Source organism: Clostridium omnivorum, assembly GCF_026012015.1.
Lineage (GTDB): Bacteria > Bacillota > Clostridia > Clostridiales > Clostridiaceae > Clostridium_AX > Clostridium_AX omnivorum.
In genome coordinates this window covers 264,729-277,500 of sequence record NZ_BRXR01000001.1, presented here as the reverse complement: position 1 = coordinate 277,500, position 12,772 = coordinate 264,729, and the positions used below count along the sequence as shown (strand labels likewise).

Sequence of the window (12,772 nt, the reverse complement as noted above, 5' to 3'; positions counted from 1 at the left end):
GAGAAATTCCAATCGAACTCGGAGATAGCTGGTTCTCCTCGAAATAGCTTTAGGGCTAGCGTCGGGTAAAATAAGTAATGGAGGTAGAGCACTGAATGGGCTAGGGGGCATTGCGCTTACTGAACTCTATCAAACTCCGAATGCCATATACTTGTACCCCGGCAGTCAGACTGCGAGTGATAAGATCCGTAGTCAAAAGGGAAACAGCCCAGATCATCAGCTAAGGTCCCAAAGTGTAAGTTAAGTGGAAAAGGATGTGGGATTTCTAAGACAACTAGGATGTTGGCTTAGAAGCAGCCACTCATTCAAAGAGTGCGTAATAGCTCACTAGTCGAGAGATCCTGCGCCGAAGATGTCCGGGGCTAAAACTTACCACCGAAGCTATGGATGTACCGTAAGGTACGTGGTAGAGGAGCTTCCTGTATGGGCAGAAGTCATACCGAAAGGAATGGTGGACTGTACAGGAGTGAGTATGCTGGCATAAGTAGCGAGAAATGAGTGAGAATCTCATTGGTCGAAAACCTAAGGTTTCCTGAGGAAGGCTCGTCCGCTCAGGGTTAGTCGGGACCTAAGCCGAGGCCGAAAGGCGTAGGTGATGGACAATCGGTTGATATTCCGATACCAGAAGTGGCGTTATTAGAGATGGAGTGACACAGTAGGATAGGATGTGCACACTGTTGGATTAGTGTGTCTAAGCATTTAGGTTTGCAGATAGGCAAATCCGTCTGCAGTAACTGAGGTGTGATGGGGAGCGAAATTTAAGTAGCGAAGTATCTGATTCCACACTGTCAAGAAAAGCTTCTATCGAGGTAACTTCTGCCCGTACCGCAAACCGACACAGGTAGGTGAGGAGAGAATCCTAAGACCAGCGGAAGAATTGTTGTTAAGGAACTCGGCAAATTGACCCCGTAACTTCGGGAGAAGGGGTGCCTACGCAAGTAGGTCGCAGAGAATAGGCCCAAGCAACTGTTTAGCAAAAACACAGGTCTCTGCTAAAGCGAAAGCTGATGTATAGGGGCTGACGCCTGCCCGGTGCTGGAAGGTTAAGGGGACTAGTTAGCGCAAGCGAAGCTATGAACTTAAGCCCCAGTAAACGGCGGCCGTAACTATAACGGTCCTAAGGTAGCGAAATTCCTTGTCAGGTAAGTTCTGACCCGCACGAATGGCGTAATGACTTGGGCACTGTCTCAACAACAAATCCGGCGAAATTGTATTGCGAGTGAAGATGCTCGCTACCCGCGATTGGACGGAAAGACCCCGTAGAGCTTTACTGTAGCTTAGCATTGAATTTCGGTATTGTCTGTACAGGATAGGTGGGAGACTGAGAAGTAGGGGCGTCAGCTCCTATGGAGTCACCCTTGGGATACCACCCTGACAGTACTGAAGTTCTAACCACAGTCCATGAAACTGGTCGTGGGACATTGTTAGGTGGGCAGTTTGACTGGGGCGGTCGCCTCCTAAAATGTAACGGAGGCGTCCAAAGGTTCCCTCAGAGCAGTTGGAAATTGCTCGTAGAGTGCAAAGGCAGAAGGGAGCCTGACTGCGACACCCACAAGTGGAGCAGGGACGAAAGTCGGGCTTAGTGATCCGGTGGTACCTCGTGGGAGGGCCATCGCTCAACGGATAAAAGCTACCTCGGGGATAACAGGCTGATCTCCCCCAAGAGTCCACATCGACGGGGAGGTTTGGCACCTCGATGTCGGCTCGTCGCATCCTGGGGCTGAAGTAGGTCCCAAGGGTTGGGCTGTTCGCCCATTAAAGCGGCACGCGAGCTGGGTTCAGAACGTCGTGAGACAGTTCGGTCCCTATCCGTCGCGGGCGTAGGAAATTTGAGAGGAGCTGTCCTTAGTACGAGAGGACCGGGATGGACTGACCTCTGGTGTACCAGTTGTTCCGCCAGGAGCACGGCTGGGTAGCTATGTCGGGACGGGATAAACGCTGAAAGCATCTAAGCGTGAAGCCCACCTCAAGATAAGATTTCCCATAGCGTAAGCTAGTAAGACCCCTTGAAGAACACAAGGTTGATAGGTCAGGGGTGTAAGCGCAGTAATGTGTTTAGCTGACTGATACTAATAGGTCGAGGGCTTGACCAAATATTCTTAATCTGTTCAGTCTTGAGAGAATAATATTCTTTCAAAGTTCAGTAACCTTTTTATAAGGAAACTCACTCAGCGGAGCTGAGGAGTACTGATTTGTTACCAAAATCGAAGATTTTGACAAATCATGCATCTGGTGGTAATGGCAAGAAGGTAACACCCGTTCCCATTCCGAACACGAAGGTTAAGCTTCTTAGCGCCGATGGTACTGCAGGGGAGGCCCTGTGGAAGAGTAGGACGCTGCCAGGTTAATATATGGATCTTTAGCTCAGTTGGTTAGAGCAACCGGCTCATAACCGGTTGGTCCGGGGTTCGAGTCCCTGAAGGTCCACCATAAAAGACAGTACAATATACAAGTTTGTACTGTCTTTTTTATTTATTATGATATAATTTAAAGTGTTATATAAAATAAGAAGTTATTACTAGTGGGGCGGGGGAACAACTCATGAAAAAGAAAGATTTTTTACTGTTTATGATTGCTAGTGCAATACTTGGAATAAGCCAAAGTATTGATTCATCAGTTTTTAACAACTTTTTAAATGATACATTTCATTTAACTGTAACCCAAAGGACAATTTTAGAAATACCTAGAGAATTTCCAGGATTTATGGTGGTATTTGTATCAGGATTTTTAATGTTTTTAGGTGATGTTAGAATTGCTGCAGTTGCAAATATACTAGCAGCGGTAGGGATGATGAGCTTAGGGTTTTTAACTAAGAGTTATGGTGGAATGATAATTTGGCTTACCATATACAGCATGGGGCAACATTTGTTTATGCCTGTATCAAATAGTATAGGAATGAATATGGCTGAGGACGGTAATATTGGGAAAAGATTAGGACAGATTAACGCAGTAAACACATTGGTATTTTTGGCTACAAGTTTGATTACAGCATTAATATTTAAAAATATTAGTGTAAATTATAAGATAGCATTTTTAATTGGCGCTGTAGCATTTTCTTTATCAGCAGTACTAATATTCTTTATGACACCCCACAAGATAAATGTTCCGAAGAAGAAATTTGTTTTTAGAAAAGAGTATTCAATATTTTATGTTTTAAGTATACTCTATGGAGCAAGAAAACAAATTTTTATTACCTTTGGACCTTGGGTACTAATAAAGGTGTTTAATCAAGGGGTTAGTACATTTGCAATTCTAGGCTTTATAGTGGCAGGTATAGGAATATTTTTTAAGCCATTTATAGGACATATGATTGATAAACTAGGAGAAAGAGTAGTGCTTGCTGGTGAAGCTTGCATACTTATTTTTATATGTCTTGGATATGCTTTTTCAAAGTCTCTCATGTATACTATTGGTATGGGAAGTTCAGCAATCTATATTATATGTGGGTGTTTTGTATTAGATCAGTTACTTGTAGCGGCAGGCATGGCTAGGTCAACATACTTGAAAAAAATAGCCGTAGCCCCTGAAGATGTTTCACCTACATTATCCATGGGAATAAGTATTGATCATATGGTATCAATGGCTGTGCCATTTATTGGAGGGTTTATATGGAATTCAGTAGGGTATGAATATGTATTTATCGGAGGGGCTTTAATTGCAATTATAAACTTATTAGTTACAAGTAAGATCCGTACCGAATTACCGACTCAAAATATAAATGTATAATTAATATAGCTATAATGATAATATAAAACTAGTTAATATTCTGGCCTTTGTTAAAATAAGCCAGAATATTTTTTCATTAATCAATAAAAATAATGTTAGTATTTGTGACCTTTGGGTTTTTCTTTACCAGCTTTAACATAGGCTATGGATGCATTTATTTCTCCACCTAACATTATAATTACTGAGCTTATAAACAGCCAAGTCATTAGGGCTATAACAGCACCCAAGCTCCCATAAATCATAGAATAGTTTCCAAAATTATTAACATAATAAGCAAAAATTAATGAAGCAGCTGTCCAGCCTAAGCTGGTGAAGATTGCACCCGGAATCACTTCCTTAATTTTAAGCTTTTTACTTGGAGTAAATCGATATACTATAGTAATAGTAATTAGCATTATAAATATTCCAATTATATATCTGCTGATATCTATTATGAGTTCTAATGTTCTAATTTGTTTAAAGTGTTTGACAAGTAGTTTTAAACCTAATTCTCCAAATACTATTAATGCTAATGCGGTGAGAATGATTACGATTAATCCTAAGGTAGAGAGTATAGCTACTAACTGAACTTTCCAGTAAGGTCTTTTTTCTTCTTCATCGTAGGCCATATTAAGACCTCTTATTACAGCATTAAATCCATTTGATGCTGTCCAAATTGTTGAAATCATACCAAAGGATAGCAATCCCAACCTTTTAGTATCAACTATTTCTACCACCGTATTTTTGACTAGTTTAAAAACATCATTGGGTAGGAGGTTATTTAACATAGACAATACATCCGTACTTTTTAAAGGACTATAGCCTATTAGAGTAAATAAGAGAATTATAAAAGGAAAAAAGGACAGAAGCAAACTATAAGCAAGTTGAGAACTCATGGCGGTAACTTCATCGTCGATATACCGAAAGAACATGTTTTTAATAAAATTTTTTATTGAAGTTTTATTCACAAGTATAACCTCCTGTAATTTTCTAGTATTGAAAAAATATTAAAGAATTCTTATACTATTTGTAATCAGATATATTTTATCTTCTTTTTTAAAATTAATTCAGTCTATAATCAAATGTAATGATTAATTAATTAGCAAACTTAAATTAAAATTAATAATGTGATGAAAGTAAAAGTAGGTAATATTAATGAAGAGATATTTTATGGTTATTATTCTTATAGTTGCAATTGCCTTTTCGTATTTTAAATTAACTCCTATTATTAGAGATAAAACTTCGATTCATAAAGATAATGTGAAATATGTATGTATGGTGGATGATAAATATTTTTATGTAAATAAGTATGGAAAATGGGAAAAGGAATTTATAAAGGGCGTAAATATAGGTGCTGGTAAGCCTGGAACATTTCCTGGGGAACTAGCAATAACGAAGGAAGAATACCTTAGGTGGTTTAAGTATATTGGAGAATTAAATGCTAATACGATAAGAGTCTATACTATTTTGAAGCCTGAATTTTATAATGCCCTTTATGAATATAATAAAAAAAATATAAAACCTATTTATGTAATGCAGGGCGTATGGATTAATGAGGATGATATTGCAAATACAAATGATGCATTTAACCCTAAGATAATGGATAGATTTAAGCAGGATATAAAAACTACAATAGATATAATTCATGGGAATGCTGTGCTAGCACCTGAAAAAGGGCACGCAAGTGGTGTATATAGTAAAGATGTATCTCAGTACTTTACTGCTTGGATATTAGGAATTGAATGGGATCCTGATTTTGTTATTGGAACTAATGAAAAGAATAAGGGCAAAACTAGTTTCCAAGGAAAGTATCTTTTTGCAAAAGGTGCCTCTCCATTTGAAACATGGCTTTCTGAGGTAGGAGATTATACTATCGATTACGAAACTGCAAGGTACGGAATGCAGAGACCCCTTAGCTTTACAAATTGGGTTACTACAGATGTGCTAAAACATCCCAATGAGCCCCTTGAGAGAGAAGATAAGGTAAGTGTAAATACAGAAAAAATTCAAAAAGAAGCTGCTTTTAAGCCAGGTTTATTTGCATCTTATCATATTTATCCCTATTATCCAGACTTTATGAATTATCAAAGCAATTACAAAAACTTTACTGATGAAAATGGAAATATAAATACCTACAAAGCTTATTTAAAGGATTTAAGAAAAGAGTATAATATGCCAGTATTAGTTGCTGAGTTTGGCATACCAGCTTCAAGAGGAATGGCCCATGTAAATATTCACAGTGGATATAACCAAGGTAACATTGATGAAAAAACTCAAGGTGAAATGTGCAAGAATATGCTTCAAGATATTTATGATGAGGGGTATGCCGGAGGGTTGGTTTTTACATGGCAGGACGAGTGGTTTAAGAGAACTTGGAATACCATGGACTTCGATATAGCGGATAGAAGACCTTATTGGTCAAATCCGCAGACTAATGAACAGGAATTCGGATTGCTGGCTTTTGATCCCGGAAGTAAAAAAAGTATAAGCTATGTAGATGGTAATATTGATGAATGGAAGAAAATTAAACCAGTTGTTCAAGATGATAATCTAAAAATGTATGTGCAGTCTGATGAAAAATATTTATATTTACTAGCACAATGTAAGAATTTCGATAAGGATAAGGAAAACTTAATCATACCTATTGATATTACAGATGGTAGTGGTAATATACAGTGGAAAGAAAAAAATATTTCTTTTGACAAACCAGCAGATTTTCTAGTAGTCATTGATGGAGAAAAAAAGTCACGTGTTCTTGTTGATGCATATTATGATAGCTTTTATTATATGTACTCTAAATTAAATATGATTGAAAAAAACCAGAGTTTTGAAAATAAGAATAATGGTATATTTAATCCTATTTATCTTTGTCTGAATAGAGAATTATTTTTACCTCAGGATAAAATAAAATTACCTCTGTCAAAATATGAAACAGGAAAATTAGTATATGGTGATGGAAATCCAGAACATAAAAATTATAATTCATTGGCTGATTTTATTATAAATGGTGATAACATTGAAATAAGGATTCCATGGGCACTACTAAATGTAATGGATCCTTCTACAAAAATGGTTATAGGAGATATGTATAAAGTTGGCATAATGCCTATTAAGACTAATGGTATTAGTATAGGATTATTAGCTCTAAAGGGAAATACTTTAGAAAGAGGTACTAGAATGGCTAATTACTCATGGAAGGAATGGGAGCAGCCAACGTACCACGAGAGATTGAAACCATCTTATTATATTATACAAAAGGCATTCAAAGATATTGAGGTGAAGTAAATGAATGACAACTTATTATTTGAAATGGACGAAGAAAAGTCATCTAATATTGTAATATATTCAACTGATATAGGGGGATTAAATAGCTTTATATTGGACTTAAAGTCTGAGGGCTATGAGGTATATATAGAAAGCTGTAAACACTGCATGGAAAACATTCAGAAGTGCATTATTGAAACACTTAATGAAAAATGCCCAAGTGTTGTAATAATAGATAATGATTTCGATAACACCGGTATATCTTTCTTTAAAATGATAAAAAACGAAGGAACTATTGAAAACATTCCAGTGATTTTTTTAGGATTCAAGGATATAAATACTAAACTTGAGATTTTAAGGCTAGGTGCAATTGACTATTTGGAAAAACCCTATAATATTACAGAACTTTCTAATAAGACAAAGAATTTAATGGACATTGGCAAGAAATTTATAAATAGTAGAATATTTGATACATTGACTAGGGTATATTCTCGGAAATATGGTGAAGCCTACAGTAAAAGGGTATTTAAAGCATCAAATTTAGAAAAGACCCCTTATACTGTATTGGCCTTAGATATCGACAATATGTCCATGATTAATAAAGTATTTGGGAAAGAGAGAGGAGACTTATTTTTAAAGGAATTTTCTAATATTTTAAAACAAAATTTAGATATGAGAGAATTCATATATAGATATTCAGGAGAAAAGTTTATCTTTGTTTTGCCAGGAAAAAATACTGTTGAAGCTCTACGCTTTTCTGAGAAAATGCAGTATGAAGTTGCAAAGCTATCAGACCAGTATAATATTAAAATTAGTTTTACTGCAGGTATAGCCTCCTATAATGGCATTACAGAAGATGAAAAAAAAATAGTTAGTTATGCACTTCAAAGCATCGATGAAGGAAAGAAGGATGGAAAGAGCAGGACATATATACATCTATCTTCAATTGAAGATGATGCTAAAAAAAATATACTAATATTAGATGAGGATGAAATTTTGCTTACTATATTAAAAACTAGGTATATCCACAAAGGATACGAAGTTTTTACAACTAATAATTTTGATAGTGCAATGAGTGTTATGAGTGATAAAAATATAGACTTAATAATTACCGATTTTTCTATACCAGGCATAGGTTGTGCTGAATTAATAAAATCATCTCATAATATCAATAAGAGTTTGAAAATAATAGTACTTTCTAGTCAAAAAAATGAAAATTGTATTGAAATAGCTTTGAATGCAGGTGCTGATGATTATATAACAAAACCATTTTCTCCTGTAGAACTTGATCTAAGAATTCAAAAATTGTTTAGATAGTGAGGAAATATGGAGAGATACGTTTATTATTCAATAATATTATTTTCAAGTTTTATATTTTTCTTATATGCGTATTTATTGTATCAAAAAGCTTTAGAGTTTATCGAAGCAAAGAAAGAAAAAGCTTTTAAGAAAGAGGTTATACCATTTATTGATAAAATTATGCAGGACTTAGAGAACAGGTACCCAGATGAGGATAAAATTCTTAAAATAAGAACTATAATAAAAAATAGGATCAAAAGGAAACTAATTATAGAAAGAATTATTGTTTATACTGAATTATATAATGGTAAAATAAGAAATAGTATGACAAGATTATGTGAAGAAACGGGTATTGTGGATTATGAACTGAAAAATTTAAAAAAAGGTGATAAATTTAATATTGCTTTAAGTTGTAAGAATTTAGGCGAGTTTAGGAGTAAGAGAGCCTTAAGTGAGTTAGTTAAAATTATCGATAAGAATTTTGTTGATATTAGGTATCATTCCTTAATGGCTATATCAAAAATTGGAGATGCAAATAGTTTAGTTAATGCATTTAATAAACTTAGTAGTAATCTTTTATTAAGTGATAGAAGTTTGACAGAAATAATCGATAGCTTTGAAGGCGATAAAGCTCAGTTATACAAAAGTATGATTAATTCTGATGACGTATTTCTATCAACAATATTTATAAAATCTGCAGGAAATTATATGGACATTGATTTAAATTATCAAATATCCAAGTATATTGATGATGAAGATAAAAACAGAAGAATTGCAGCAATTAAAGCTATTGGGCAGAATGGAGACGTTAGGTTTTTAGATAAATTAATCGATAAATTAAAGGATGAGGAATGGGAGGTAAGGTCTACAGCTTCCAAAAGTCTCGGAAGAATTGGTGACTCAAAGGCTCTTCCAAAGCTTGTGGAATCATTATCGGATAGTCAGTGGTGGGTAAGATATAATTCTGCTAGATCTATTTTTCAAATACCTAGAGGAATAGAAATAATTGAAACGGTAATAAAAGGTGAAGATAAATTTGCAAAGGATATACTAATAGCTTCACTAGAAGATTCAGGAGTTATAAATGATATATATTTATATGAGAATTCACAGGATGAAAAAAAGAGAAATTTGGCCTATCTAGTTAGGAAATATGTCATTTATAGGGAAAGTTAGGATGATGATAGATGAATTGGCTGCTTATTAAAAGAATAATTTTATATTTCAATTATTTTGTACTGTTTTATGTTCTTTGTATTAATTTTATTTATTTTACTCAACTGATTTTATCAGCTTTTAGTTTGTCAGATTATATTAGAAAAATATTATATTCTGACTTTAAAAAATATTCCTCTTCTGAGAATATGATTCCCATATCAGTACTGGTGCCTGCATATAATGAAGAGGAAACCATAGTAGAGAATATAAAATCGCTATTATCATTAAATTATCCTCAGTTTGAGGTAATTGTTATTAATGATGGGTCTGTGGATAGTACACTTAGTAAAGTTATTAATAAATATAATTTAAAACCTATTAATCAGCCCATTAGATATAATATTAAAACAAAGAATGTAAGAGGAATTTATAAAAATATAGACATACCAAATCTAGTAGTGGTGGATAAAGAAAATGGAGGAAAGGCTGATGCTTTAAATACTGGTATTAATATATCAAGATATCCTGTTTTCGCAGCTATTGATGCAGATTCAATATTAGAAAGTAATTCACTTGTAAGAGTTATTATGCCATTTATAGAGTATAAAGAAACTGTGGCTGTTGGAGGCATAGTAAGGATAGCTAATGGAAGTGTTGTTGAAAATGGAATTATTAAAAAAGTAGGACTGCCTAAAAATAAAATAGCTATGTTTCAGATTATTGAATATTTAAGAGCATTTCTTACTGGACGTATGGGGTGGGATTATGTAGGGTCACTCTTAATAATATCAGGAGCATTTGGGGCATTTAAAAAATCTGAAGTAATTAAAGTTGGTGGATATTCCAAAGAAACAATTGGCGAAGATATGGAACTTGTAGTTAAATTGCATGAATATATGATTAGGAACAAGATAAAATATAGTATAAAATTTATACCTGACCCAGTTTGCTGGACACAAGCTCCTGAAACAATGAAGGATTTAAGAGCTCAAAGGAAAAGGTGGCAAATTGGGTTAATGGATAGTTTATTTAGGCATAAGTCTATGTTATTTAATCCTAGATTTGGCTCTATAGGACTCATTGCGGCACCGTATTACTGGTTATTTGAAATGTTAGGACCTATTATAGAATTACTAGGATATATTCTTGTACCATTATCGTATGTACTTGGGCTACTTAATGTTAGATTTTTTGTGTTGTTTTTGGCAGCATCTATATTATATGGGGTTATTCTTTCCTTAGGGGCTATATTGTTAGAAGAATATACATTTAATAAGTATCCAAGCATTTCCCAACTATTGAAGCTAACAATCTATGGTGTATTAGAGAATTTTGGATATAGGCAGCTCACAGTAGTATACAGGCTTGAAGGAATTCTTAGATTTAAAAGAAATAAGAATAGCTGGGGAAAGATTAAAAGACAGAGCTTTAATGAAAAAGGTATAACTAATAAGTAGGACTTGAAGTAAAGTTTATTTTAATGTTTTATGTAGAGCTTAAGGAAAGAATGGTTAGCAATGTATAAAATAATTGGCGTAGGATTAGTAATTTTCCTACGCCTTCTTTTACTCCGCAATAAGAAAGTTTTTTAGAGGCATTTCTAGAAGCTTATTTACAATTTCTTCTGAGAAAAGTCTAATTAATTTTCTCGTGTTATCCATGTCTAGGCTTATATCATAATAGTCATCAATAAATTTACTTACTAATGTACTACTAAGAGTACTCATTGAGAAATTTACATTTATATTGTTTTTTGGATTGTTTAATATATTTTGCTCTAAACGTATTATAGTGGATGATACAAAGCTTTCAGTAAATATATTCTCTATGATGGTAGAACATAGAGACTCAGCCAGAGCATTCTTACCCTCTTGAGGGAAGTAAATGAAGAATTCAGATATTTCTTTTTTCATAAAATTATCAATACCCGAATTAATACTTGTTATGATATTCATTATATTACTTTGATTATCGAAATAAGAGTTAATACCTTCCATAACTTTTGCGTGGATAGAATTTGCATTTATAAATTTAGCGACCATAGGGTTAAAACCATTTATAGACTTACTAATTTCTTCTTTTAATTTGCGTTGAGTCTTGGGATTATTAATAAACTCCTTTATAGTTGCAATAATTTTTGGACTTTCATTGTAAATATAAACTTTAATACTGTTTGTAAAGGATGGAGGTAAAATTTCTGAAAGTGTATATTTTGATTTTTCAAGATTTTGTAGGTTTTGATTTATAACCTCTGATAACTGCTGTTTAAAAATTTCCGAATGACCGCCTTCAAGTATTTGTTTTGTCATCTTAGTTTTTAAATTTTCATAGGCCTGACTCTTAAAAAAAACATCTTTTTCAGAATCCAATATATATGAAAATTCTTTTGATACGATTAATTTAAAATTATCTTTAAAGTTTTCCCCTTTTAAAACATGTATAATTTCTTCAGTTAGTTCATTTGTAAATAACTCAATATTTTCCATTATAAGAAGACCCTCCTAAATGCTTAAATATAAAAACTATTATAATATAATATATAAGGAAAACTCAATAATTATAATCTAATATAAAATAAAATGCCGTATTATAACGGCATTCTAATTTATATATTTAAATCACTTCTATCAATATTTTTTAAAGATAAGTCTTGAATTCTTTCTGGAAGGTTAAGATTAGGACTATTCATATCACCACCATAAGCTAGTAAAATATCTTTGGCCTTTTCACTAGTATCATTACTAACTTCCACACTTACTCTATAGTTTATATCAGTTATTTCTTCAAAGCCACCCATTCCACTAACCATAGGACTAGCTGCTGCTAATGGAGACTTATCGGTAACATCTGTAGGCTCTCCAGAATATAGTACTAAATCTGATAGGCTTGGAGCTGTACTTGAACCAGCAAAATTTTCTGCTCTATTATTATTAATATCATAATGCTCATTTAAATCTGCAGAGGCGTTATTAAACCCTTCGCTTCTAAGCTTCTGAGCTGCTTCATTTGCATTTTTATAGGTACTAAAAAAAGCCTCAATCTTCATAGTAAACCTCCTTATATAAATTATCTTAATTCGTTGTTTTCAATAGTATTTTGATCTTCAATAAGATTTTTTTCAAAATCCATAACTGCTTTTCGAATTTCATTTCCACATTCTGCTGAAGAAACTTTACCCCAATCCTTTTGTTTATTAATTGCTTTATTGTTATAGAAAGACTTATTTTTAGAATTCATTTAATCACCTCTCTAAAAACTATTTTCTCCATAAATTTATGTCATTACTCTTATTATTTTGCAATTAGATATATTTACAGCTAAAGCAGTAAGTGGTAAAATTCACTTG

General features: G+C 33.5%; 9 protein-coding genes, 1 tRNA gene and 2 rRNA genes (1 of these 12 running past the window's edge). 8 read left to right on the top strand and 4 right to left on the bottom strand.

Translation table 11 applies throughout. The features are described 5' to 3' along the window. The 4 genes from bsdE14_RS01290 to bsdE14_RS01275 form a co-directional block, all read left to right on the top strand. Positions 1–2,093, top strand: a 23S ribosomal RNA gene (locus tag bsdE14_RS01290) (it extends 815 nt beyond the left edge of the window). Between the two features lie 135 nt (positions 2,094–2,228). Continuing rightward, positions 2,229–2,345 (top strand): 5S ribosomal RNA (gene rrf / locus bsdE14_RS01285). Between the two features lie 8 nt (positions 2,346–2,353). After that, a tRNA-Ile gene (locus bsdE14_RS01280) sits at positions 2,354–2,430 on the top strand. A 111-nt stretch (positions 2,431–2,541) separates the two neighbouring features. Continuing rightward, positions 2,542–3,726: an MFS transporter gene (locus bsdE14_RS01275; protein ID WP_264848112.1), complete on the top strand. Its 1,185-nt coding sequence runs from the start codon at positions 2,542–2,544 to the stop codon at positions 3,724–3,726. Positions 3,727–3,821: 95 nt separating this feature from the next. Here the strand turns inward: bsdE14_RS01275 and bsdE14_RS01270 are convergent, their stop codons facing one another. Next, positions 3,822–4,673 carry a YihY/virulence factor BrkB family protein gene (locus bsdE14_RS01270; protein WP_264848111.1) on the bottom strand — a complete coding sequence of 284 codons (852 nt, stop codon included), beginning with the start codon at positions 4,671–4,673 and terminating at the stop codon, positions 3,822–3,824. A gap of 187 nt (positions 4,674–4,860) precedes the next feature. On the opposite strand from bsdE14_RS01270, the gene bsdE14_RS01265 reads away from it, so the two are divergent. From bsdE14_RS01265 to bsdE14_RS01250, 4 genes are read left to right on the top strand one after another with little or no spacing between them, the layout of a single operon-like run. Further along, positions 4,861–6,990 carry a family 2 glycosyl transferase gene (locus bsdE14_RS01265; RefSeq protein ID WP_264848110.1) on the top strand — a complete coding sequence of 710 codons (2,130 nt, stop codon included), beginning with the start codon at positions 4,861–4,863 and terminating at the stop codon, positions 6,988–6,990. After that, the gene (locus tag bsdE14_RS01260; RefSeq protein ID WP_264848109.1) at positions 6,991–8,286 is read left to right on the top strand and encodes a response regulator; all 1,296 of its coding nucleotides are present in this window, start codon (positions 6,991–6,993) and stop codon (positions 8,284–8,286) included. It begins immediately after the preceding gene. Positions 8,287–8,295: 9 nt separating this feature from the next. After that, on the top strand, positions 8,296–9,444 hold the full coding sequence (locus tag bsdE14_RS01255) for a HEAT repeat domain-containing protein (RefSeq protein ID WP_264848108.1): 1,149 nt from the start codon (positions 8,296–8,298) through the stop codon (positions 9,442–9,444). Positions 9,445–9,455: 11 nt separating this feature from the next. After that, complete coding sequence (locus bsdE14_RS01250; RefSeq protein ID WP_264848107.1) at positions 9,456–10,883, top strand: glycosyltransferase family 2 protein; 1,428 nt, start codon at positions 9,456–9,458, stop codon at positions 10,881–10,883. Positions 10,884–10,991: 108 nt separating this feature from the next. Here bsdE14_RS01250 and bsdE14_RS01245 read toward each other — a convergent pair whose 3' ends face one another. The 3 genes from bsdE14_RS01245 to bsdE14_RS01235 all read right to left on the bottom strand — a co-directional run bounded on the left by bsdE14_RS01245 (position 10,992) and on the right by bsdE14_RS01235 (position 12,663). Further along, the gene (locus bsdE14_RS01245) at positions 10,992–11,912 is read right to left on the bottom strand and encodes a DUF445 family protein (protein WP_264848106.1); all 921 of its coding nucleotides are present in this window, start codon (positions 11,910–11,912) and stop codon (positions 10,992–10,994) included. Between the two features lie 119 nt (positions 11,913–12,031). Beyond that, positions 12,032–12,472, bottom strand: a complete 441-nt coding sequence (locus bsdE14_RS01240; protein WP_264848105.1) for a hypothetical protein — start codon at positions 12,470–12,472, stop codon at positions 12,032–12,034. A gap of 20 nt (positions 12,473–12,492) precedes the next feature. Then, on the bottom strand, positions 12,493–12,663 hold the full coding sequence (locus tag bsdE14_RS01235) for a hypothetical protein (protein ID WP_264848104.1): 171 nt from the start codon (positions 12,661–12,663) through the stop codon (positions 12,493–12,495). Between the last annotated feature and the right edge of the window lie 109 nt (positions 12,664–12,772).

Excerpts from the sequence above, each read along its gene's own strand:
- bsdE14_RS01265 (WP_264848110.1), top strand. The coding sequence starts at position 4,861 with ATGAAGAGATATTTTATGGTTATTATTCTTATAGTTGCAATTGCCTTT.
- bsdE14_RS01260 (WP_264848109.1), top strand. The coding sequence starts at position 6,991 with ATGAATGACAACTTATTATTTGAAATGGACGAAGAAAAGTCATCTAAT.
- bsdE14_RS01255 (WP_264848108.1), top strand. The coding sequence starts at position 8,296 with ATGGAGAGATACGTTTATTATTCAATAATATTATTTTCAAGTTTTATA.
- bsdE14_RS01235 (WP_264848104.1), bottom strand. The coding sequence starts at position 12,663 with ATGAATTCTAAAAATAAGTCTTTCTATAACAATAAAGCAATTAATAAA.
- bsdE14_RS01240 (WP_264848105.1), bottom strand. The coding sequence starts at position 12,472 with ATGAAGATTGAGGCTTTTTTTAGTACCTATAAAAATGCAAATGAAGCA.
- bsdE14_RS01275 (WP_264848112.1), top strand. The coding sequence starts at position 2,542 with ATGAAAAAGAAAGATTTTTTACTGTTTATGATTGCTAGTGCAATACTT.
- bsdE14_RS01245 (WP_264848106.1), bottom strand. The coding sequence starts at position 11,912 with ATGGAAAATATTGAGTTATTTACAAATGAACTAACTGAAGAAATTATA.
- bsdE14_RS01250 (WP_264848107.1), top strand. The coding sequence starts at position 9,456 with ATGAATTGGCTGCTTATTAAAAGAATAATTTTATATTTCAATTATTTT.